Origin of the sequence: Variovorax boronicumulans (assembly GCF_029892485.1) — a bacterium.
Taxonomy (GTDB): Bacteria; Pseudomonadota; Gammaproteobacteria; order Burkholderiales; family Burkholderiaceae_C; genus Variovorax; species Variovorax boronicumulans_B.
On record NZ_JARXVG010000001.1, the window covers coordinates 880,332 to 901,346 of the forward strand.

Consider the following 21,015-nt stretch of genomic DNA (forward strand, 5'->3'; position numbering starts at 1 on the left):
GTCCTCAGTGGGTGTGCGTGGCGGAGCTCTTGCCCTGCTGCGACTTGATGACGAAGCTGCCGCTCGCGGCATAGGCCGCGCCGGGCTTCAGGCCGCCCACGATCTCGATGCGTTTGCCGTCGCTGCGGCCGGTCTGCACATGCTGCGGCAGGAAGCCGCCGGGCACCTTGAGGAAGACGGTGGGTTTCTCTTCAACCGTCTGCACCGCATCGGCCGACACGGTGACGGGCGCATCCGCCTCAGATGAAACCAGCTCCACGTTCACGAACAGGCCCGGGCGCCACACGCGCTGCGGATTGGTCAGCGTGACGCGCGCGGTGGCGGTGCGCGTTTGCGCGCCGATGAGCGAGCCCACGTACGACACGGTGCCGCTCGCGGTCTGATCGAACGCGGTCGAGCGGATGGTCACCGGCTCGCCGATGCGCACCAGGTTCAGGTTGCCGGCGGCCACGCTGATCTCTGCCCACACGGTCGAGAGATCGGAGATGGTGAACACGTTGACGGCTTCTCCCACCGACTCGCCGAGCGAGATGTGCTTCTCGACCACCATGCCGTCGAAGGGCGCGCGCAGCTCGTAGCGGCCGAGCGCGGGCGAACCTGGCGTGGCGCCGAGCGCCAGCAGCTTCTGGTTGGCATTGGCCACCGCGATCTGCGCTTCCTGCATGGCCTGCTGGGCCTGCAGGTAGTCCTGCTGGGGCGAGATCTTTTCTTCCCAGAGTTTCTTCTCGCGCTCGTAGGTGGTGCGGGCCAGTTCCAGCCGGCGCTGCGCCGACTGCAGCGCGCTGCGCTGCTCCGAGAGCCCAGGGCTCGAGAGCACCGCGAGCACCTGCCCGCGCTTGACCTCCTGGCCCAGGTTGGCCGAAACGCTGTCGACCACGCCCGCCACGCGCGGCACCACGTGGGCCGTGCGGTCTTCGTTGAACTTGATCTCGCCGGGCAGCTGCAGCGAGGTCTTGATGCGCGCGGGGCCGGCGCTTTCGATCGCCATGCCGGCCGCCTTGACCTGCTCTTCGGTGAAGGGGATCTTTTCCTCGTCTTCCTTGTGCGCGGTCGATTCGGCCTTCGCTTCGCCGGGAGCACCCTTCTCCCTGGGCTCCTCGCCGTGGTGCTCCTTGTCGCCATGGCCCTTGGCCTCTTCATGGCCGTGGTCATGGCCATGGTCCTTGCCTTCGGCCTTTCCTTCCTCGTGGTGCTCGCCATCGGCATGCCCCCCGGCTTCCGAATGCCCGGCCGCCTCGGGCTTGGCCGGTGCAGTGCGCAGGATGAGTGCGCCCACCGCGAGGCCCACGACCAGGACGGCCACGATGGCCATCCACTGCTTCTTGCCGATGCGCTCGGCGAAGGTCTTGCGTTCTTCTGTGCTCATGATCCTGGGTGTCCGTGTCAGCGCGCGACGGGCGTCGCGTGCAGGGTTTCTTCGCCATCGGTGCCGAGCAGGCGGTCGAGTTCGCCGGCCGCGCGGTGCGCATCGGCCAGCGCAACGAGGTACTGGTTGCGCACCTGGAACAGCGTGCGCTGCGCATCGAGCGCTTCGAGAAAGCTGAACTTGCCCAGCTCGAAGCCCTTGGTCGCGGCCCTGTAGGCGGTCTCGGCGCCGGGAAGCGCATCGCGCTGCAGCGTCTCGGCCGTGGCGCGCGCCGAACGCAGGCGCTCGGTGGCCTGCGCCACATCGGCGCCCAGCTGCAGTTCGGCCGAGGAGAGGTCGTCGCGCGCCTTCTCCTCGCGGCTCAATGCTTCAGCGAGGTTGCCGCGGTTGGTGTCGAAGATCGGCAGCAGCACCGAGAGGCCGACGACGACCTGGTTGCGGCGGCTGCTCGCACCTTCGGTGTCGGTGGACGCCGGCACGCGCTTGGCGCCGAGCGACACGGTGATGTCGGGGATGCGCTTGGCCTGCTCCAGGCTGGTGAGCGCCTCGCGCCGCTCGACTTCAAGCCGCGCCTGCCGCAGCACGGGCGCCGCGAAGAGCCGGCCTTCGACGTCCTGTGCCGAAGCCAGCGTCGGCAGTTGATCGACCGCGCCCTCCACCTGCGTGAAGCGCGGCGCCGGGTTGCCCCACAGCGCCGCCAATTGCTGGCGAGCCGAACGCAGCGTGCCCTCGGCTTGCAGCAGCTCGACGCGCACACCCGCCTCGGCCACACGCGCGCGGGTTTCCTCCAGCGGCGAGACCTTGCCGGCCATGACGCGGTTGGCGGCGGCCTTGGTCGCGGTCTGCGCGAGGCCGACGGAATCCTGCGCGAGCCGCAGGCGCTCCTGCGCGGTCAGCACGTCGAAGAACAGCGTGACGGTCGATGCGCGCAACTCCGAGCGTCGTGCAGCGAGCGCCGACGCGGCCTGGTCGCGCGCGCGCTCGGCGGCCGTCACGCGGGCCGCACGCTTGCCGCCCAACTCGATCGGCTGGCTCAGCTGCAGCGTGGTGGTGCGGTTGTCGCGGCGCAGGTCTTCCAGCTGCGCGCCGAGCACCGGGTTGGGCCAGGCGCCGGCCTGGACGACGGCGCCCTCGGTGGCCTCTTGCTCCCGCGAGGCCGCAGCGAGGCTGGGGTTGGACTGCAGCACCATCGCGACGGCGCTGCGAAGGGTCAGCGGCCCCGCGGGCTCCAGCGTTCGCGCGGCCAGGCGGGATGAGGAAGACAGAGGGGCGACAGCGGCTTGCGACTGCGTCTGTGGCGTTTGTGGCGTTTGGGAATAGGCCGGGGGTACCGCCAAGGCCAGCACGGCCAGCGGCACGAAGAGCGTGCGCATCGAATTCTCCTGGGTTGCGAAACAACGGACGGACGAATTCGGCGAGAGCTCAGCTGATGAAGGAGATCAGTGGTGGGGTTGTTCTCTCGCCGAATCAGAGGGCGAGAGGCCGTGCGGGCCGCACAGGAACTTCAGACACGTGGGAAACGAAACGCTCTTCCGATCGGGCGTGGAGCACCTGGGGCAACTGCAGCGCGCTGACGGCATTGCCAGTCGCCATGTCCACGTGCTGCGCAACGCCGAAGTGGCTGACGATGCAGTGACCGACCGCGCCGTTCGGCTGCGTGCTGGTGTCTTGCTTCGCACCGCCTGCGTTGTGCGTGCGGTCGGTGCTGTTGGGCTCGTCCTGGTGGTGGCCCCAGTGCTCGGGCTGCGTGTCCCGCTCGTGCTGGCAGTAGGCGGCCGACGCCGCCCAGCTGAGCTGGAACGGAAGCAAGAGCAGCAGAAAGATGAGGAGCCAGCGACGCATGAGCCAAAAAGTATATCGACGGGGCGTGAAACCCCTGGCTTAAAGGCCCTGCGATTGAAGGGCCCGGCGCAATGTACGACTCGACGGCGCGGCTTTGTCCGTCAATAGGATTACTAAATCGTAACCAGTGTTTTGAGAGGTATTGGGTACGATTCCAATGATGCGAATTCTTGTGATCGAAGACGAACCCAAACTGGGCGACTACCTGAAAAAGGGGCTGGAGGAAAACGGTTATGTCGTCGACATAGCCCGCGACGGCATCGAAGGCCGTTACCTCGCCACCGAGGGAGACTACGCGCTGGTCCTGCTCGATGTGATGCTCCCCGGCATCGACGGATTCGCTGTTCTGCAGGCCATACGCCGCACTAAGAACGTGCCCGTGCTGGTGCTCACCGCGCGCGACAAGGTCGAAGACCGCGTGCAGGGCCTGCAGCAAGGCGCCGACGACTACCTCGTCAAGCCCTTCTCTTTCTCCGAGCTGCTGGCGCGCGTGCAGGCACTGCTGCGGCGCGGGCAGGCGCAGGACTCGACCGTGCTGCGCCTGGCCGACCTGGAACTCGACATGGCGAGCCGCAAGGTGTTTCGCAACCGCGCGCGGCTCGACCTCACGGCGAAAGAGTTCACGCTGCTGGTGGTGCTGCTGCGCCGGCGCGGCCAGATCCTCTCGCGCACCACGCTCGCCGAGCAGGTGTGGGACATGAACTTCGACAGCGACACCAACGTGGTGGAAGTGGCCATCCGGCGCCTGCGCAGCAAGATCGACGATCCGTTCGAAGTGAAGCTGCTGCACACCGTGCGCGGCATGGGCTACGTGCTGGAAGACCGCTCCTGGGCATGAACCCCCGGCCGCGGGCGAACTCGATCCAGCGCCGGCTCTCGCTCTGGATCGCTGCGCAGACGCTGTTCGGGCTCAGCGTGATCTGCCTCGCCATCTACCTCGTGACGGCCTGGAACTTCGGCCAGAAGCAGGAGGACGAGCTCGACCAGAAAGCAGTGCTGGTGCAGCACCTGCTGAAGGAAGCGGAGAAAGGCGGCGACCTCGTCTTCCTCAAGCACAAGCTCGACGACTTCTTCTCGATGCAGGACGACGTGAGCCTGACGATCTCGCATGCAGGCAAGGTGCTCTTTCAATCCCGGCCCTCGGCCGGTGGCCGCTGGCTGCAACACGCCTTGACGGTGCCCTGGCAGCAGGATGGCCTGACAACGCAGCTGCAGGTGCAGCTCGGCGTGAATGTGGCGCAGGAAGCGCGGCTGCTCGAGCGGCTCGCATGGACGCTGCTCGGCGCCGTGGTGCTGGGCACCGCGCTGGTGTCGCTCACCGGCATGTGGCTCGTGCGGCGCGGCTTGCGTCCGCTGAAGGCGCTGGCCGACCGAACTGCGGCCATGGCGCCGGACAAGGCCGACCAGCCGATCGATGCGCTGGCTTTCGCCGAGGAACTCCGCCCCTGGATCACGCAGTTCAACGCGCTGCTGCTGCGGGTGCAGCGCGCCTACGTGCAGCTCGAATCCTTCAACGCCGACGTGGCGCACGAACTGCGCACGCCGCTCGCCAACCTGATCGGCTCGACCGAACTCGCGCTCGCGCGGCAACGCTCCAACGAGGAGCTGCAGGGCGTGCTGGCCTCCAACCTCGAGGAGATCGGCCGGCTCTCGGGCATCGTCACCGACATGCTGTTTCTCTCGAAGGCCGACCGCGGCACCTCGACGCGCTCGCGCGCCGTCGTGAGCCTGGCGGCGCAGGCGCGCGACGTGATCGACTTCTACGACGCGATGCTCGACGAGGCGGGGCTGAAGGCCGAAGTGGCCGGCGACGCGATGGCGGACGTGGACGCCGCGCTGGTCCGCCGCGCGCTCTCCAACCTGCTGGGCAATGCGATCCGCTTTGCCGCGCCGGCTTCGACGATCCGCATCGAGTTCGCGCAGGACGACGACGGATTCACCCTCTCGGTCGTCAACCGCGGCGAGCCGATCGATCCGGCTGCGCTCCCTCGCCTGTTCGAGCGCTTCTATCGCGCGGCGCAGGCGCGAGACGGCTCGACCCGGCACCACGGTCTGGGCCTTGCCATCGTCGAGGCCATCGCGCGCATGCACGGCGGGCGCGTGTTCGCATCGAGCGAGGGTGGAGAAACGCGCATCGGCTTCACCGTGCGCCGCAAGGGCTGAGGCCAGCGCAAGCCGGCGTGCTCAGGGCTTGGCGTGCGCCTCGGCTTCGGCCGGGGCCCCCGCATCGGCAGCCGTCTTCGTCTTGCGGCCGATGCACAGCGTCATCAGCGGCCCGGTCATCGCGGTGGTGGCGAGCGCCATCACCAGCAGCATCGTGAACAGCTCGGGACCGATCAGGCCCACGTCGAAGCCGATCTTGATGACGATCAGCTCCATCAGCCCGCGCGCATTCATCAGCGAGCCGGTGGCCATGCTGTCGCGCCAGCTGTAGCCCGCCATGCGGGCACCGGCCGCGCCGCCGGCGATCTTGCCGACGGTGGCCACGCCGATGATCAGCAGCATCGCGCCGAGGCTCGTGCCGGTGAATGCACTGGCGGTGGTGCCCAGCCCGGCGAGCGCGAAGAAGAGCGGCATCAGCACGACGATGGAGATGGGCTCGATGCGCTCGCTCAGCGAACGCAAGAGGCGGTCGTCGCGCGGCAGGCAGGCGCCGAACAGGAAGGCGCCGAACACCGCGTGCAGGTGCAGCCATTCAGTGAGCAGCGCGGTGACCAGGAGGCCGATCATCAGCGAGGCCATCACCGTGGTCGACGGCTCGCCATCGGGCGCCTTCACGCGCAGCAGCCAGGCAAAGGCCGGCTTCAGCCCGAAGAACAGGAAGGCCAGCATCACCACCACGCCGACCGTGATCTTGATGAGGCCCGTGTAGCCCTCGCCCGCACCCACCATGGCCACCACGAAGGCCAGCAGGATCCAGGCGAACACATCGACCACCGCCGCGGCGCTCAGCGAGAGCTGGCCGAACGGGGTGCGCGTCATGCCGCGGTCTTTCAGGATGCGCGCCATGACGGGAAAGGCCGTGATCGACAGCGCCGCCGCCATGAAGAGCGCGAAGGGCCAGAACGCCACGCCGGCCGGTGCGAGCGCGGGATACAGCGTGGGCGAGATCGCCAGGCCCAGCGCCAGCGGCACGATCACGCTGAGCACGCCCACGGCACCGGCCGCCTTGAGTTGCGAGCGCATGTTCTGCGAGGACCGCAGCTCCAGCCCGACGACGAACATGAACAGCACCAGCCCCACGGTCGACAGCGACGAGAGCCCCTGCAGCAGATCCTTGGCGAACAGCTGCGCATGCAGCGAGGGGAAGAGCGCGCCCATCACCGCCGGCCCGAGCATCAGGCCCGCGGCCATCTCGCCCACCACGCTGGGCTGCCCCAGGTAGCGCAGCACCCAGCCGCAAATGCGCGCTGTGGTGAGGATGACGACGAGTTGCAGCAGCAGGGTGGTGACTGGCATGGACGGACCGGGCGAGGGAAAGAAGCGCCCGATGTTAGTTCTCTTCGCCCGGCGCGATCCAGCGGTTGGCCCACTGGTTGAGCGGTGTCAGCCGCTTGACGAGTTCGCCGCCCGCCTCGGTGAGCAGGTAGCCCGTGCCCGAGAGTTCGACGACCCCGGCCGCGCGCAGCTCCTTGAGCCGGTCGTTCAGCACCGAGGGCGACATCTGGTCCGTGCTCATCCGCAACGCCCTGAAGCTCTGCGGCAGGCCGTCGCGCAGCTCCCAGAGGATACGCAGCGTGCCCTTGCGGCCCAGTTGCTCCAGCAGCTGCATGATGGGCCGCCGCGCTGCGGTGGCCGCGGGCGGCGAGGTCGATGCTTCTTCGTTTTCCATGTCCTGCTTCCGGTGATCGAACGGCCGCCATTGCGCTACGGATTGCGTAGCGATAGACTGCGCCGAATCGCTACGCTTTTCGTAGCGATCTCAACGCATTCTACAAAGGACCCGCCCATGACGACCGCCGCCTTGCAAAGCGCTCGCACGCCTCGCATTCCCCCGCTCGAAGCGCCCTTCCCCGAACCGATCGCCGACTTGCTGGCGCGGATGAACCCGCCCGGAAGGCCCGAGATACTCGCGCTCTTTCGCGTGCTCGCCATCAACCCGGAACTCGCCGAGCGGACGCTGGGCCTGGGCCGCTATCTGCTGGGCCGCAACGCCGCCGTGAACCTGCGCGACCGCGAGGTGGTGATCACGCGCGCCTGCGCCCGCTGCGGTGCCGAGTACGAATGGGGCGTGCACGTTGCAGCCTTCGCCGATGCGGCAGGGTTCAACGCAGTCGACCGGCGCGTGATGGTGTCGGTGGACGAAGACGTTGAACTCCTCGCACCGCGCGACCGGCTGCTGGTGCGGCTCGTCGATCAGTTGCACGACACGAGCCATGTCGACGATGCGCTCTGGGACGCATTGAACGCGCACTGGAGCCACGCGCAGCTGATCGAGCTGATGATGATCGCGGGTTGGTACCACGCGGTGAGCTATGTGTGCAATGCGGCGCGTGTGCCGTTGGAAACGTGGGCTGCGCGTTGGTAGCCTCAGCCTCCGGTCTTCTCGCTTCGCATCAACCGCAGCCCATTCGCCACCACCAAGAGGCTCGCCCCCATGTCCGCGAACACCGCCATCCACATGGTCGCGCTGCCGAACACCGCGAGCACGAAGAACACGCCCTTGATGCCGAGCGCCAGCGTGATGTTCTGCCACAGCACCGCATGCGCGCGGCGCGAGAGGCGGATGGTCTCGGGGATGCGGCGCAGGTCGTCGTTCATGATGACCACGTCGGCGGCTTCCATCGCCGTGTCGGTGCCCGCGCCGCCCATGGCGAAGCCGATGTCGGCCTGCGCCAGCGCCGGTGCGTCGTTGATGCCGTCGCCGGTCATCGCCACTGCGCCGTAGCGCTCCTGCATGGCCTTGATGGCGCCGAGCTTTTCCTCGGGCAGCAGGTTGCCGCGCACGTCCTCGATGCCGGCGTGGGCACCGATGGTCCTGGCGGTTGCGGCGTTGTCGCCGGTGAGCATCACGGGCACGACGCCCAGGGCGCGCAGCTCGGCCACCGCGGCTTGCGACGATTCCTTGATCGTGTCGGCGACGGCGAAGAGCGCGAGCACCGCCTTACTCGATGCGAGCAGCGTCACAGTGCGACCCGCTTCCTCGTGGCGCTTGAGTTCGGCTTCGAGCGCCGGCGTGCAGAGGCCCTTCTCTTCGATCAGGCGGTGGTTGCCGAGCATGTAGCTCTGTCCTGCCAGCACAGCCTGCACGCCGCGGCCCGGCAACGCGGTGAAGTCGCCGACCTCTGCGCGGTCGCCCTTCAGGCCTTCGGCGATGGCCTTGGACACCGGATGGTCCGAACGGCCCGCGATGCTCGCGGCCATCGCGAACACCGCCGCCTCGTTGCCCGATGCATCGAGCAGCGTCGATTCGACCAGCTTCGGCTTGCCTTCCGTGATGGTGCCCGTCTTGTCGAGCGCCACCGCCTTCAGCTTGCGCGCCTCTTCAAGGTAGGTGCCGCCCTTGATCAGGATGCCGCGCCGCGCCGCCGATGCGAGCGCGCTCACCACCGTGACCGGTGTCGAGATCACCAGCGCGCACGGGCAGGCAATGACCAGCAGCACCAGCGCCTTGTAGAGGGCCTGCAGCCAGGTCCAGTCCATGAACAGGGGCGTGAACAGCGCGATCGCCAGCGCCAGCACGAACACCGTGGGCGTGTAGACGGCGGCGAATTTGTCGACGAACCGCTGCGTGGGCGCGCGCGTGCCCTGCGCCTCTTCGACCGCGTGGATGATGCGCGCGAGCGTGGTGTTGGCCGCCACCGCCGTCACGCGAAACTCCAGCGCGGCCGTCTGGTTGATGGTGCCCGCGAAGACCGGGTCGCCCACGGTCTTGTCGACCGGGATGCTCTCGCCCGTGACCGGCGCCTGGTCGATGGCGCTCAGGCCCGCGGTCACCACGCCGTCGAGCGGCACGCGCTCGCCGGGTCGGATGCGGGCGATGGCGTCGAGCGGCACCGCATCGGCCATCACGGTCTGCCAGCTGCCGTCGGGCTGCCTCACCTCGGCCTGCTCGGGCGCGAGCGCAAGCAGACCCTGGATCGCATTGCGGGCACGGTCCACGGCACGGGCTTCGATCAGTTCGGCAATCGCGTAGAGCGCCATCACCATCGCCGCCTCGGGCCACTGGCCGATGACGAAGGCGCCGGTCACGGCGACGGCCATCAGCGCGTTGATGTTGAGGCGGCCGCGCACCAGTGCGCCGAAACCCTTCTTGTAGGTGTCGAGGCCGGCCAGGCCGATGGCTGCGAGCGCGAGCACCATTTCGGCGGCCATGAAGCCCTTGCCCTCGAGGGCCAGGAAAGAGATCGACTCGGCCGCGATCGCCAGCACCAGCGCGGCGACGAGTCGCGCGAGGCCGGTGCTCATTCCCGCGATACGCGCAGGGGCGGCCGGGGCGGCCGTGTCTCCGACAGGCTCGGGCTTGAAGCCTGCCTTGCGGATCGCATCGAGCGCCTGGGGCAGCGCGCCATCGTCGGCCGTGATGGCCATGGTGCGCTCGCGGAGGCGAAAGCGCAGCCCCTGGATGCCGGCAACCGGCTCGAGCGCGCGCCGGATTTCGGATTCTTCGACCGCACAGTCCATCGTGGGAATGCGAAAGAGCAAGGCGCCCTTGGGGATGTCGGCGGTGTCCACGGCAGGCGACGAACCGCAGACCGGGCTGCCGCAGCAGCTTGTTTCGGCATGGGCATGCGCGTGGCCATGCGAGCGGTCGTGACCATGGTCGTGGTCTTGATCAAGGGCTGGTGTCACCGGCTTCAGGGCGTTCTGGTTCGTCATGAAGTCCATTGGAAACCCTGAAGCAGGTGTAGAGTCAAACGCAGAATTCCTTCACTTCGGATTTGCCGCATCATGAAAATCGGTGAACTGGCCAAGGCCGCGAACACGCCGGTCGAAACCATCCGGTACTACGAGCGTGAGCAGCTGCTGCCCGAGCCCGCGCGCACCGATGGCAATTACCGCATCTATGACGACGAGCACGCCCAGCGCCTGGGCTTCATCCGGCGCTGCCGCTCGCTGGACATGACGCTCGACGAAATCCGCAGCCTGCTGAAATTCCGCGACGCGCCGCAGGACGACTGCGGCCAGGTCAACCAGCTGCTGGACGACCACATCGGCCACGTGGCAGCGCGCATCTCCGAACTGAAGACCCTCGAGAAGCAATTGAAGGCGCTGCGCCTGCAGTGCGGCGGGCCCGAGTCCGCGAACGCCTGCGGCATTCTTCAGGAACTGGACACCGCCACGCTCGCACCCGAGGCCTTCGGGCAGCACGCGGGGCATGTGCATGGCTCGCTGCACAACACGGCGGGAAAGCGGTCCGGTTGAGGGGTGAATCCAGGGCGACGCTTCCCACATCGCCCCGGTGCTCAAAAGCGGCGGAATCGCGCCGCCTACGATGCGGCAACGGTCTCCTTGACGAAGTCGGTGTACTTGCGCAGGGGGCGCCCGAGGATGGCCTGCAGGCGATCCGCCGCGCCTTCCGCGCCGTGCATGCCGAACTTCTGGATTCCCGCCATCATCAGGCGCATGTCGTAGGCAAGCCAGGACGGTCCCAATGAGGCCATCTGTGCCTCGAAGGCCGCCACGTCATCGCCGCCGTAAGTCACTTCGCGACCGAGCGCGGCACTCCAGGCCTTGGCCACCGACTCTCCAGTCAACAGCTCGGGCCCGACCAGCTCGAGCATCACGCGCGGCAACGGTGCGGGCGCGCGGTCGCGGCGCAGCAGTTCGGCGACGGCGACATCCGCGATGTCTCGCGCATCGATCATTGCGACGCCCGACGAGCCGATCGGCATCGGGTAGACGCCGTAGCCCTGGATCACCTGCTGGACGGTGCGCTCGTTCTGCATGAAGTAGGCCGGCCGAAGGATGGTCGCGGGAATGTCGAGGCTCTCGATCATTCGCTCGACCGTGTGCTTGCCGGTGAAGTGCGGCACGTCGGTGAACTTGTCCGCATGGATGACCGACAGGTAGACGATGCGCTCGATGCCGGCCTCGCGCGCCAGGCTCAGCGCAACGAGGGCCTGGGTCACTTCGTCGGGCGTGACGGCGTTCAGCAGGAACAGCGTGCGCACCGACGAGAGCGCCGCGCGCATCGAAGGCACGTCGGTCAGGTCGCCGACGACCTCCTTGACGCCGGCCGGGAAGCTATGCTTTCCGGGCGTGCGGACGAAGGCGCTGACTTCGGCGCCGGCACTGGCCAGGCCTTGGACGACGAGGGAGCCGATGGTGCCGGTGGCACCGGTGATGAGAATGCTCATGGAAATCTCCAGGTGGTTGAAAGAAACGGGTTGAAGGGGGAAAGAGGTAGCGAGGTCGATCAGCGCGAGAAGTCGGCAACGACCTTGCCGATGCGCGGGTCGGTGCGATTGCGTTCGATGGCCGCGGGGATGTCGTCGAAGCCCACGACTTCGTCGAGCTTCGAGATCAGCGTGCCTTGGGCGATCTCCGCCGCGAGCCGCTCCAGAAGCGCGGTGTCCGGCTGGTTCATGAACCACAGTCCGCGCCGGCCGGCGGGCGTGCGTGCAAGGATGTCCGGCGAGGACGTGCCGACGATCGCGCCGTCTTTCTTCAACACCTGCCACGAGCGATCGAGCACTTCGCCGCCGACGTAGTCGAGCACCAGGTCGATGTCGGTCGCGACCGATTCGAAGCGTTCGGTGCGGTAGTCGATGACGTGGTCCGCGCCCAGGCTGCGCACGTACTCGACGTGCGCGGTCGACGCCGTTGCGAAGACTTCGGCGCCCGCCTGCTTGGCGTACTGCACCGCATAGCCGCCCAGCCCGCCCGCCGCGCCGTGAATCAGGATTCGCTGGCCGGCGGCAATGGGACCTGCGTGATGCAGGCTTTGCCAGGCTGCCACGGACGCCACCGGGATGGCGGCCGCATGCACGTCGTCCAGGCCTTGCGGCGTGCGCACGAGCTTGGCTTCGTCGACCGCCACGAACTCGGCATAGGCACCCAGGGCGCCGAGCGGACCCATGACGCGGTCGCCGATGCGAAAACGCGAGGCCTCAGCGCCAAGGGCTTCGACAACCCCTGCAAGCTCGATGCCCAGCACAGCGGGCAGTTGAAGCGGGAAAGCGTCTTTGACGAAGCCTTCACGAACCTTCCAGTCGATGCCGTTCACGCCGGCGGCCCGGACGCGGACCAGGACCTGGCCCTGCCCCGCCGTGGGCCTCGCGATCTCGGCGACCTCGGCAGCGGCAGCACCGCCATAGGTCCGGATCAGTACAGCGCGTTGAGTGATGGTGGTCATTTCAGTTTCTCCAGTTGAGTTGAGTTGCGATGGGGAGAAGATAAGTCGTTGCATTGGCAAAACAAAGACCCGAAAATGAAGACACCTCGTTTCAAATACGGAACACCATGGACCTGAACGCACTGAGCGACTTCGCACTCGTCGCAATGAACGGCGGCCTCGGCAAGGCAAGCCGCGCGAGCGGCAGATCGAAGGCGACGCTGTCCCGGCGCATCGCCGACCTGGAAGAGCAACTCGGCGTGCGCCTCATCGAGCGCAGCGCCCGCGGGCTCAAGCTCACGGAAGCCGGGCAGATGCTGATGGACCGCACCGAAGGGCCGATGCACGAAGTGGCAGACGCCATGACGTCGGCGCGCGAGGGCTTGTCGGTGCCGCGCGGGCGCTTGCGCATTGCTTCGCCGGTGCTTTTCTCGCAGCTCGCGATGGGCCGCATCTCCGCCGAGTTCTACGCGGCTTACCCGGAGGTCAGCTGCGAAGTGGTGGCGGACGATCGCCTGGTCGACCTTGTCGAGGAGCAGTTCGATGCCGCGATCCGGATCAACCCGGCCCCGGACAGCAGCCTCGTGGGCCGGTGCTTCGCCAAGGACCGGCTGGTGGTCGTGGCCGCGCCCTCTGTGCCCATGCCGAAGCCAGGCAAGGTCAGCCCGGTCCCCGCCATCGTTTCAACGAGCTTTCAAGCCGGGAATTGGACGCTCGACGAGGGACGCCTGGTCCTGGAGCCGATCCCGCGGCTGAGACTTTCTTCGTTCCTGATGGTTCGCGACGCTGCGATCGCCGGCGCCGGCGCTGCCCTGATGCCGCAGTCCATCGCGTGGAACCAATTGACGCGCGGAGAACTGGTCCAGTGGGGCATGGTTTCAGGTGTGGAGGTCGCGCTCTGGATCCTGCACACATCGAGGCGATTGCCTGCGCCTAAAGTCAGGGCGTTCGTCGACTTCATGTGCGCGCAATATCCGCAGGGCTCTCTCGTGCTGAACGGCTAGAAGAAAGTAGGTTGCACTTGCGAACGGCCGGCTGCTGGACTACCGGGCCACTCCCCGCCCCTTGCCACCCGCACGCGGATGCCGCGGAATCCAGTACCCCAGCATCCCCGCCGCAGCAAAGGCGATCAGCCCGGTCACCGCGATCCCCGCAGCAAGCGACAGCCCACCCGCCAACAGAGACAGCAATGCCGGCCCGCATGAAGAGCCGATATCGGACATCAAACGCCATATGCCGAGGAAGTGCGCGCGCCCGTGACGCGGCGAGTGGTCGGCGCCCAAGGTCATGATCATTCCCGAGCCGATGCCGTTGCCGAAGCCGATCGCCAGCGAAGCGATCAACAGCGTCACGACGCCGGACGTGAGAGGCATCAGCAGCATCGCCAGCCCCATGATCAGCATCGACGGCACCGCGACCCAGCGCCTGCCCTTCCGGTCCATCACCTTGCCGGCCGGATAGAACACCAGCATGTCGATGCCGCCCGCCAGGCCATAGATCAGCGAGGCCACCGAGGGCGCCAGCATCAGGTGGTCGGCCCACAGCGGGATCACGGCCTGGCGCGAAGCGCGCACCGCGCTGACCAGCACCACGCCGATGCCGAGCGTGAGGAACACACGGCGGTGATCCCTCAGCGTCGAGACGATGGAGGTCGAGGCGGGCGCCGCCTGCCCGGCCGGGACCGGCGGCGCCTCCAGGTCGGGGATGCGCGCGCCGATGGCCGCGGCCGCCATCACCGCCACAATGCCGACCACATAGGCGGCCCACAGTCCGAACGCATGCACGCCCGCAGCCGCGAGGAAAGGCCCCGCGAACATGCCGATGCGCATGACGCCGCCCAGCGTCGACAGCGCCCGCGCGCGGTATTCGATGGGCACCGCCTCGGTCATGTAGCTCTGGCGCGCGAGGTTGTAGACCGCCTGCGACATGCCCACCATGAAGCAGCCCGTGGCGAACAGGCCCAGGTGCGAGGTCAGCACGCACAGGAGCATGCCAAGGCCGCTCCACACGCCCGCCGCGACGATGGCCCAGCGCTCGCCCCAGCGCATGGTGATCATCGAGGCCGGGATGTTGTTGAACAGCGAGCCGATGCCGATCATCGCGATCACCAGCGCGGCCATGGGCACGGAAGCGCCCAGGTCGCGCGCGGTCAGCGGCACGATCGGCAGGATGGCGCCCTCGCCCAATCCGAACAGCAGCGAGGGTGCGAAGGCCGGGATGGCGATGCGCCACAGGGAAAACGGAGGCGTGGAGGACGAGGCCGAAACGGCGGGCGGGGATGACATGGAAGAGAGGCCGGTTTCCTGCCACCGCGCGCCGGGTGGGCCAAGGCGCCGCGATTGTCTCGCCGATGCCCGACCTCTGCAGGCACTCGGGAACAGGGCGATCGAGCGCGAGACGCGGGCTCTACTTGCCCACGAGCTGCGTGAGCTTCTCCGCCTCGAAGCACTCGTCGCGCGCCGCATCCCCGGGCACGCAGTCCTTCGTTCCGGGGTGTGCGGACAGCTTCTCGATCGCCTGCCACAGCAGCGCGATCTGGTGCTCCTGGCCCGAGGCGTTGTCGATCAGCCCGCGCATGGCCTGGCTCAGCGGATCGTCGTTCTGCGTCACGCCGTAGGCGGAAAAGCCCATGCGCGAGGCGGCCTCCTCGCGCCGCGCGGCCGAGGCGGCCTCGATGACGCGCGCCGGATTGCCGACCGCCGTGGCGCCGGCAGGCACCGGCTTGGTGACCACCGCACCGGAGCCGACGCGGGCGCCCGCCCCCACCGTGAAGCCGCCCAGGATCGACGCATTGGCGCCCACGATCACGCCGTTGCCCAGCGTCGGATGGCGCTTGGCGCCCTTGGCCAGCGAAGTGCCGCCCAGCGTCACGCCCTGGTAGATGGTGACGTTGTCATGGATCTCCGCCATCTCGCCGATGACGACGCCCATGCCGTGGTCGATGAAAAGCCCCTGGCCGATCGTCGCGCCCGGATGGATCTCGATGCCGGTGATCCAGCGTGCGAACTGCGAGATGAAGCGCCCGCCCCACTTGAAACCGTGCGTCCAACATGCATGCGCCCAACGATGCAGCACCACGGCATGGAAGCCGGGGTAGAGCGTCATCACTTCCCAGGCGCTGCGGGCGGCCGGGTCGCGTTCGAGGATGCACCGGATGTCGGCGCGCAGTCGAGAGAACATCGCTGCCTTTGTTGTCGTTATATCGATAGGGCCGGGCAGTCTAAAGCCCGGTGTCTTCGCGTACTTCCGATGGGGTCTTAGCTCCCGGAGCCGCCCCTGGGAGCCCGGGCCGCATCGGTCATGGCCTTGGCGATGCCGCGCAGGATGTGGATTTCCTCGGGCGTGGGCTGGGCCCGGTTGAACAGCTGCTGCAGCCGCGGCATGAGCTTCTTGGGCGCGGCCGGGTCGAGAAAACCGATGTCCACCAGCGAGCGCTCCCAGTGGTCGAGCATGCCCGCCACCGCCTGCGCATCGGCCGCCTGCGCCGGCGCCGTGGCGTCGCGCACTTCATAACCGCCCAGTGCCAGGCGCCATTCGTAGGCCACCACCTGGATGGCCGCGCCCAGGTTCAGCGAGCCGAATTTCGGGTCGGTGGGGATGCTCAGCGCCACGTTGCAGCGGTAGACGTCTTCATTGCGCATGCCGAAACGCTCGGAGCCGAACAGGAAGGCCACGTGCTGGTCGCCCTGCTTGCGCAGCGGCTCCAGGTGCTCGCGCGGCGTGCGGGTGGGCGGGCCGAAGTCGCGCGGGATCATGGCGGTGGCGCACAGATGGGTCACCCCGTCGAGCGCTTCGTCCAGCGTCTCGACGATGCGGGCGTTGGTCAGCACGTCCAAGGCGCCGCTCGCGCGCTGGATGGTTTCTTCCCGCCGCAGCACATTGGCCCAGCGCGGCGCCACCAGCACGAGGTCGTCGAAACCCATGGTTTTCATGGCGCGGGCGGCGGCGCCCACATTGCCGGCGTGGCTGGTCTGGATCAGGATGAAACGGGTGCGCATGGCTGGGTTTGGAGACACTAACGGGCGGAGCCGGTAAAATGCCCGATTCTCGCCGCCCGCATCGCCGGGCCGCAGGGTCGCCAAGAGATCGCATCCTGGGGACCACTCCCACCCGTTCTTCTCACAATCCAGAATGTCGTCCCCCAACCTGCATCCCATGCTCAATGTGGCCGTCAAGGCCGCACGCGCCGCCGGCGCCATCATCAACCGCGCCGCCCTCGACGTCGAATCGGTGCGCATCTCGCAAAAGCAGGTCAACGACTTCGTCACCGAAGTCGATCACGCCAGCGAGAAGGTCATCATCGAAACGCTGCTTGGCGCATACCCGGGGCACGGCATCCTGGCCGAGGAATCGGGCACCGAATACGGTGCAAAGGATTCCGACTACGTCTGGATCATCGATCCGCTCGACGGCACCACCAATTTCATCCACGGCTTCCCCGTCTATTGCGTGTCCATCGCTTTGGCGGTGCGCGGCAAGGTCGAGCAGGCGGTCATCTATGACCCGAGCCGCAACGACCTCTTCACCGCCACCAAGGGCCGCGGCGCCTACATGAACGACCGGCGCATCCGCGTCTCCAAGCGCACCAAGTTGAGCGAATGCCTGGTGTCCACTGGCTTTCCGTTCCGCAGCGGCGACAACTTCAAGCAGTACCTGGCCATCATGGCGGACATGATGCCCCGCATGGCGGGCCTGCGCCGCCCCGGCGCCGCTGCGCTCGACCTGGCCTACGTGGCCGCCGGCTTCACCGACGCCTTCTTCGAGACCGGCCTCAACCCTTGGGACGTGGCCGCGGGATCGCTCCTGGTCACCGAGGCCGGCGGCCTGGTCGGCAACTTCACGGGCGAGCCCGACTTCCTTGAACAGCGCGAATGCCTGGCCGGTGCGCCGCGCATCTACGGCCAGATCGTGCCGCTGCTCGCCAAGTACTCCAAGTTCGCCAACGTGGACGACAAGCTGCGCGCCAGCGACCGCGTGCGCGCCGTGTCGGCCTCGACGAAGTCGAACGCCGACGACGCCTCGGTCGACCTCTACGCCCGCAGCACCGTGGTTGACTTCGCCGACGAAGCCGCGGAATCGGCCAATGGCGAAGCGCCCGCAGTCGCCGCCAAGCCGGCACCGCGCAAGCTCACGCGCATCCGCCGCGATGCCCCTGCCGCCGGTAGCCCCTCCGAGGGCGACGCTTCCGCCAAGTGATGTTCGGCCCCCGCGCCGCCGACCGGCTCCGAGCCGCGCTGCGCATCGTGCTCAGCCACTATGTGGCGAGCGGGTTGACCGTCGCGCTCGGCCTGCTCTTCATCTCGGGGGGCGTGCACCTCTGGCTCGGCACCATCGCCGCATCGGCGGCGGCCACGGGCGTGATCGTCACCGCGCCGCCCGACCTGCCCGGCCCGCGCCGCGGCAAGTTCTTCCAGATGCTGCCGGCGCCGCTCATCGGCCTGCCGCTGTTCTTCGCGGTGCAGATGCTGCACAGCGCACCCATCCGCCTGGGCCTCCTGCTGGTGCCCGCCACCTTCATGGCCTTCCTGGCCATGGCCTGGGGCAAGCGCGGCATTCCCATCGCGATCGCGGTGATGTTCTCGATGGTCTTCTCGATGGCCACGCCCGCGCCGGTCGACATGGCCGAGGCCATCCTGCGCACCTGGCACTTCGGGCTGGGCGCGGGCCTGTACGTGATCTGGGCCACGCTCGCCAACCTCGCGCTCAACGGGCGTTTTCGCACCCAGTCGGTGGCCGACGTGCTGTATTCGCTGGCCGCGCTCATGCGCACCGAGGCCGGCCAGTTCACCCCGCAGGACGAAACCCGAGACATCCGCGACACCCCCGCGCCGGTGCTGGGCCAGCTGCTGCGTGAACAGGCCGCGCTCGCCGACCAGTTGCAGGCCACGCGCGACATCGTGCTCGAATCGCCCCGCACGCCGCGGCGCCAGCGCCTGGCCGCCATGCTGGTGATCGTGCTCGAGATGCGCGACCAGCTGCTCGCCAGCGAGCTCGACCTCGACGCCCTTCGCGCCCATCCCGCGCACGCCGACGCATTGATCGACATGCGCCGCGTGCTCGAAGAGCTGTCCGACGAAACCGTCGCGCTCGCGGACGCGCTCATGATGCGGCGCCACCCCGAGCCGGTGACCGATCGCCGCCCTCGCCTGGCGGCGATCCACGTCTCGGCCGACGACGAGCTGCACCACGGCCAGCCCGGCCCCACGGCAGCAATGCTCGCGCGCGGCCTCGCGAGCCGCATCGGCCACATCAACGACGAAGTGCTGCGCCTGTCGGCCATGGCGCGCGGCGATGCCGAGCCCAATCTCGCCGTGGTGCGCGCCAACTGGCAGCTCTTCGTGAGCCCGACCGACTGGTCGTGGCGCCCCTTCTTCACGCTGTGGCGCTGGGACCAGCCGCCGCTGCGCCACGCGATCCGCGCGGCACTCGCCATCGCGGCCGGCTATGCCATCGCGGTGTCGATGCCCTGGGGCTCGCACGATTACTGGATCCTGCTGACCATCGTGGTGGTGCTGCGCGGCAGCCTTTCGCAGACGCTGGAGCGGCGCAACGCCCGTGTCGCCGGCACGCTGCTGGGCTGCGTGCTCGCGGTGGGGCTGCTCTCGGCGCACCCTTCGGCGCTGTGGCTGCTGGTCATCGTGACCGTCGCACAGGCCATTGCCCACAGCTTCGCGGTGCGGCGCTACCTCATCACCGCAGTGGCTGCGACCGTGCTCGGCCTCGTGCAGGCGCACATGCTGAACACCGGCACCGCGCCCATCTTCGCGCTGTTCGAGCGCATCGCCGACACGCTCATCGGCGCCGCGCTCGCCTGGGGCTTCTGCTACGTGCTGCCCTCGTGGGAGCGCACGCAGATCCCCGCGCTGGTGGCGCGCGTGCTCACCGCGCAGGCCCGGCATGCGCGCCTGGCGCTGGGCCTCGGCCAGCTGCAGGCCATCGACAGCAGCCCCGAGCTCGAATGGCGGCTCGCGCGCCGCGAAGCCTTCGACAGCCTTTCGGCTTTGGTGCAGGCCACGCAGCGATCGCTCTCCGAGCCGCGCGCGGTGCAGCCGCCGCTGGAGCCGCTCGAACACCTGCAGGCCCACAGCTATCAGATGCTCGCCCAGTTGAGCGCGGTGAAATCGATGCTCGTGCTGCGGCGCGACCGTCTCACGCCGGGCGAGGTCGAAGGCCCGCTCGCGCGCACCGCGCAGCGCATCGAGGCCGCCATCGGAACCACCCCGACCACCGGCCCCTCTCAACCCGAGAGCCAGGGATCGACCGGCGTGGGCGGCCCCATTCCCCTGCCCGACCCGTTCGACAACGACATCAGCCCCTGGCTGCTGCGCCGCCTCGACCTCGCGACGGCCCTTTCCACGCAGCTGCGCGACGACGCGGCGCGAATCCTTCAACACCTGAACGAGACAACAGAAACAGCGACCACCACCGCCTGATGACCCGAGAGATTCTTGCCCACCCCTGGTTCGGCACCTGGCTTGCCGTCCTCATCGCCGTCCCGCTCGCTCTTCTGGTCCACCGCATCGGCGGGCTCGTTCTCAGGCGCATCACGCGGCCCGCGCCCGCGGTGCATGCGATGGTCGTCAACTGCCAGTCGCCCGCGCGGCTGGTGCTGCCGCTGGTGGCGCTGCTGCTGGTGTTCCAGGCCGCCCCCGACGACCTGCGCTTCATCGCCAGCGTGCGGCACCTGAACGGCCTCCTGCTCATTGCCGCCGCCACCTGGCTCATCGTGCGCGCCATCAGCGGTTTCGCCGACGGCGTGCTGGCGCAGCATCCCTCCGACGTGGCCGACAACCTGCAGGCGCGCCGCGTGCTCACGCAGACCCGCGTGCTCGCGCGCACCGCCATGTCGGTGGTCATCGTGGCCGGCGGCGCGATGATGCTCATGACCTTTCCGGGCGCGCGCCAGGTGGGCGCAAGCCTCCTGGCCTCGGCGGGCGTGATCGGCATCGTGGCCGGCCTTGCGGCCAAGCCGGTGTTCAGCAACCTCATCGCGGGCCTGCAGATCGCGCTGGCGCAGCCGATCCGCATCGACGACGTGCTGGTGGTCGAGGGCGAATGGGGCCGCGTCGAAGAGATCACCGGCACCTTCGTGGTGTTGAAGATCTGGGACGAACGGCGCCTCATCTTGCCGCTCAGCTACTTCATCGAGAAACCGTTCCAGAACTGGACGCGCCATTCGGCGCAACTGCTCGGCTCGGTGTTCATCTACCTGGACTACGGCATGCCCCTCGCGCCGCTGCGCGCGGAGGTGGAGCGCATCGTGAAAGCCGCGCCCGAATGGGACGGACGCTTCTTCAACCTGCGCGTGACCGACACCACCGAGCGCACCATGCAGGTCCGCGTGCTCTGCACCGCCGCCACCTCGGGCCTGGCCTTCGACCTGCGCTGCAGCGTGCGCGAGGGGCTCATCGAATTCATGCAGCGCGAGTACCCGCAGTTCCTGCCGAAGATGCGCATCGAGGCCGATCCGGCGATGGCCGCCGCCGCACCCACCTGACACCGATTTCCGAAGGTTCGCAGGCGGCTTGAG

Annotated in this window: 19 protein-coding genes; 8 read left to right on the plus strand and 11 right to left on the minus strand. The window is 68.2% G+C overall.

Annotated features, from left to right (window positions below; translation table 11 throughout):
* Nucleotides 1-4: 4 nt before the first annotated feature.
* The 3 genes from M2282_RS04145 to M2282_RS04155 all read right to left on the minus strand — a co-directional run bounded on the left by M2282_RS04145 (nt 5) and on the right by M2282_RS04155 (nt 3,208).
* On the minus strand, nt 5-1,366 hold the full coding sequence (locus M2282_RS04145) for an efflux RND transporter periplasmic adaptor subunit (RefSeq protein ID WP_280807495.1): 1,362 nt from the start codon (nt 1,364-1,366) through the stop codon (nt 5-7).
* Nucleotides 1,367-1,383: 17 nt separating this feature from the next.
* Nucleotides 1,384-2,739, minus strand: coding sequence for a TolC family protein (locus M2282_RS04150; protein WP_280807496.1), 1,356 nt, complete (start codon nt 2,737-2,739; stop codon nt 1,384-1,386).
* Nucleotides 2,740-2,833: 94 nt separating this feature from the next.
* Nucleotides 2,834-3,208, minus strand: a complete 375-nt coding sequence (locus M2282_RS04155) for a hypothetical protein (protein WP_280807497.1) — start codon at nt 3,206-3,208, stop codon at nt 2,834-2,836.
* A 160-nt stretch (nt 3,209-3,368) separates the two neighbouring features.
* Here M2282_RS04155 and M2282_RS04160 point away from each other — a divergent pair, with 160 nt between their 5' ends.
* Together M2282_RS04160 and M2282_RS04165 are read left to right on the plus strand one after the other, a co-directional pair.
* The gene (locus M2282_RS04160) at nt 3,369-4,046 is read left to right on the plus strand and encodes a heavy metal response regulator transcription factor (RefSeq protein ID WP_280807498.1); all 678 of its coding nucleotides are present in this window, start codon (nt 3,369-3,371) and stop codon (nt 4,044-4,046) included.
* Nucleotides 4,043-5,371, plus strand: a complete 1,329-nt coding sequence (locus M2282_RS04165; RefSeq protein ID WP_280807499.1) for a heavy metal sensor histidine kinase — start codon at nt 4,043-4,045, stop codon at nt 5,369-5,371. Before M2282_RS04160 ends, M2282_RS04165 begins: the two co-directional genes overlap by 4 nt.
* A gap of 21 nt (nt 5,372-5,392) precedes the next feature.
* Here M2282_RS04165 and M2282_RS04170 read toward each other — a convergent pair whose 3' ends face one another.
* Both M2282_RS04170 and M2282_RS04175 read right to left on the minus strand, forming a co-directional pair.
* Entirely contained in the window at nt 5,393-6,667 is a 1,275-nt protein-coding gene (locus M2282_RS04170; RefSeq protein ID WP_280807500.1) for a cation:proton antiporter, read from the minus strand.
* A gap of 34 nt (nt 6,668-6,701) precedes the next feature.
* Nucleotides 6,702-7,040 (minus strand): winged helix-turn-helix transcriptional regulator, encoded by a 339-nt coding sequence (locus M2282_RS04175; protein WP_280807501.1) that lies wholly within the window; start codon nt 7,038-7,040, stop codon nt 6,702-6,704.
* A 117-nt stretch (nt 7,041-7,157) separates the two neighbouring features.
* Between M2282_RS04175 and M2282_RS04180 the strand changes: the two genes are divergently transcribed.
* The gene (locus M2282_RS04180) at nt 7,158-7,736 is read left to right on the plus strand and encodes a carboxymuconolactone decarboxylase family protein (RefSeq protein ID WP_280807502.1); all 579 of its coding nucleotides are present in this window, start codon (nt 7,158-7,160) and stop codon (nt 7,734-7,736) included.
* 2 nt (nt 7,737-7,738) lie between these two features.
* Here M2282_RS04180 and M2282_RS04185 read toward each other — a convergent pair whose 3' ends face one another.
* Nucleotides 7,739-10,027 carry a heavy metal translocating P-type ATPase gene (locus M2282_RS04185; protein ID WP_280807503.1) on the minus strand — a complete coding sequence of 763 codons (2,289 nt, stop codon included), beginning with the start codon at nt 10,025-10,027 and terminating at the stop codon, nt 7,739-7,741.
* 72 nt (nt 10,028-10,099) lie between these two features.
* Here M2282_RS04185 and cadR point away from each other — a divergent pair, with 72 nt between their 5' ends.
* The gene (cadR, locus tag M2282_RS04190) at nt 10,100-10,573 is read left to right on the plus strand and encodes a Cd(II)/Pb(II)-responsive transcriptional regulator (protein WP_280807504.1); all 474 of its coding nucleotides are present in this window, start codon (nt 10,100-10,102) and stop codon (nt 10,571-10,573) included.
* A gap of 65 nt (nt 10,574-10,638) precedes the next feature.
* Here cadR and M2282_RS04195 read toward each other — a convergent pair whose 3' ends face one another.
* Together M2282_RS04195 and M2282_RS04200 are read right to left on the minus strand one after the other, a co-directional pair.
* A complete protein-coding gene (locus M2282_RS04195) occupies nt 10,639-11,508 on the minus strand; it encodes an NmrA/HSCARG family protein (protein WP_280807505.1) in 870 nt (289 codons plus the stop codon).
* Between the two features lie 59 nt (nt 11,509-11,567).
* Entirely contained in the window at nt 11,568-12,506 is a 939-nt protein-coding gene (locus M2282_RS04200) for an NADP-dependent oxidoreductase (RefSeq protein ID WP_280807506.1), read from the minus strand.
* 107 nt (nt 12,507-12,613) lie between these two features.
* Here M2282_RS04200 and M2282_RS04205 point away from each other — a divergent pair, with 107 nt between their 5' ends.
* Nucleotides 12,614-13,489 (plus strand): LysR family transcriptional regulator, encoded by an 876-nt coding sequence (locus M2282_RS04205; protein ID WP_280807507.1) that lies wholly within the window; start codon nt 12,614-12,616, stop codon nt 13,487-13,489.
* A 39-nt stretch (nt 13,490-13,528) separates the two neighbouring features.
* On the opposite strand, the gene M2282_RS04210 is transcribed toward M2282_RS04205, so the two are convergent.
* From M2282_RS04210 to M2282_RS04220, 3 genes are all read right to left on the minus strand, one after another.
* On the minus strand, nt 13,529-14,770 hold the full coding sequence (locus tag M2282_RS04210) for an MFS transporter (RefSeq protein ID WP_280807508.1): 1,242 nt from the start codon (nt 14,768-14,770) through the stop codon (nt 13,529-13,531).
* Nucleotides 14,771-14,891: 121 nt separating this feature from the next.
* On the minus strand, nt 14,892-15,686 hold the full coding sequence (gene cysE / locus M2282_RS04215; RefSeq protein WP_280807717.1) for a serine O-acetyltransferase: 795 nt from the start codon (nt 15,684-15,686) through the stop codon (nt 14,892-14,894).
* Between the two features lie 56 nt (nt 15,687-15,742).
* The gene (locus M2282_RS04220) at nt 15,743-16,483 is read right to left on the minus strand and encodes an RNA methyltransferase (protein WP_280807509.1); all 741 of its coding nucleotides are present in this window, start codon (nt 16,481-16,483) and stop codon (nt 15,743-15,745) included.
* Nucleotides 16,484-16,616: 133 nt separating this feature from the next.
* On the opposite strand from M2282_RS04220, the gene M2282_RS04225 reads away from it, so the two are divergent.
* From M2282_RS04225 to M2282_RS04235, 3 genes are read left to right on the plus strand one after another with little or no spacing between them, the layout of a single operon-like run.
* On the plus strand, nt 16,617-17,681 hold the full coding sequence (locus tag M2282_RS04225; RefSeq protein ID WP_280807510.1) for an inositol monophosphatase family protein: 1,065 nt from the start codon (nt 16,617-16,619) through the stop codon (nt 17,679-17,681).
* Nucleotides 17,681-19,918, plus strand: coding sequence for an FUSC family protein (locus M2282_RS04230; RefSeq protein WP_280807511.1), 2,238 nt, complete (start codon nt 17,681-17,683; stop codon nt 19,916-19,918). The genes M2282_RS04225 and M2282_RS04230 overlap by 1 nt, the downstream gene beginning before the upstream one ends.
* A complete protein-coding gene (locus M2282_RS04235; RefSeq protein WP_280807512.1) occupies nt 19,918-20,982 on the plus strand; it encodes a mechanosensitive ion channel family protein in 1,065 nt (354 codons plus the stop codon). Before M2282_RS04230 ends, M2282_RS04235 begins: the two co-directional genes overlap by 1 nt.
* The last annotated feature ends 33 nt before the right edge of the window (nt 20,983-21,015 follow it).

What these genes read in the sequence shown, in the direction of transcription:
- M2282_RS04145 (WP_280807495.1), bottom strand. Translation starts at nt 1,366, where the DNA reads ATGAGCACAGAAGAACGCAAGACCTTCGCCGAGCGCATCGGCAAGAAG.
- M2282_RS04150 (WP_280807496.1), bottom strand. Translation starts at nt 2,739, where the DNA reads ATGCGCACGCTCTTCGTGCCGCTGGCCGTGCTGGCCTTGGCGGTACCC.
- M2282_RS04155 (WP_280807497.1), bottom strand. Translation starts at nt 3,208, where the DNA reads ATGCGTCGCTGGCTCCTCATCTTTCTGCTGCTCTTGCTTCCGTTCCAG.
- M2282_RS04160 (WP_280807498.1), top strand. Translation starts at nt 3,369, where the DNA reads ATGCGAATTCTTGTGATCGAAGACGAACCCAAACTGGGCGACTACCTG.
- M2282_RS04165 (WP_280807499.1), top strand. Translation starts at nt 4,043, where the DNA reads ATGAACCCCCGGCCGCGGGCGAACTCGATCCAGCGCCGGCTCTCGCTC.
- M2282_RS04170 (WP_280807500.1), bottom strand. Translation starts at nt 6,667, where the DNA reads ATGCCAGTCACCACCCTGCTGCTGCAACTCGTCGTCATCCTCACCACA.
- M2282_RS04175 (WP_280807501.1), bottom strand. Translation starts at nt 7,040, where the DNA reads ATGGAAAACGAAGAAGCATCGACCTCGCCGCCCGCGGCCACCGCAGCG.
- M2282_RS04180 (WP_280807502.1), top strand. Translation starts at nt 7,158, where the DNA reads ATGACGACCGCCGCCTTGCAAAGCGCTCGCACGCCTCGCATTCCCCCG.
- M2282_RS04185 (WP_280807503.1), bottom strand. Translation starts at nt 10,027, where the DNA reads ATGACGAACCAGAACGCCCTGAAGCCGGTGACACCAGCCCTTGATCAA.
- cadR (WP_280807504.1), top strand. Translation starts at nt 10,100, where the DNA reads ATGAAAATCGGTGAACTGGCCAAGGCCGCGAACACGCCGGTCGAAACC.
- M2282_RS04195 (WP_280807505.1), bottom strand. Translation starts at nt 11,508, where the DNA reads ATGAGCATTCTCATCACCGGTGCCACCGGCACCATCGGCTCCCTCGTC.
- M2282_RS04200 (WP_280807506.1), bottom strand. Translation starts at nt 12,506, where the DNA reads ATGACCACCATCACTCAACGCGCTGTACTGATCCGGACCTATGGCGGT.
- M2282_RS04205 (WP_280807507.1), top strand. Translation starts at nt 12,614, where the DNA reads ATGGACCTGAACGCACTGAGCGACTTCGCACTCGTCGCAATGAACGGC.
- M2282_RS04210 (WP_280807508.1), bottom strand. Translation starts at nt 14,770, where the DNA reads ATGTCATCCCCGCCCGCCGTTTCGGCCTCGTCCTCCACGCCTCCGTTT.
- M2282_RS04220 (WP_280807509.1), bottom strand. Translation starts at nt 16,483, where the DNA reads ATGCGCACCCGTTTCATCCTGATCCAGACCAGCCACGCCGGCAATGTG.
- M2282_RS04225 (WP_280807510.1), top strand. Translation starts at nt 16,617, where the DNA reads ATGTCGTCCCCCAACCTGCATCCCATGCTCAATGTGGCCGTCAAGGCC.
- M2282_RS04230 (WP_280807511.1), top strand. Translation starts at nt 17,681, where the DNA reads ATGTTCGGCCCCCGCGCCGCCGACCGGCTCCGAGCCGCGCTGCGCATC.
- M2282_RS04235 (WP_280807512.1), top strand. Translation starts at nt 19,918, where the DNA reads ATGACCCGAGAGATTCTTGCCCACCCCTGGTTCGGCACCTGGCTTGCC.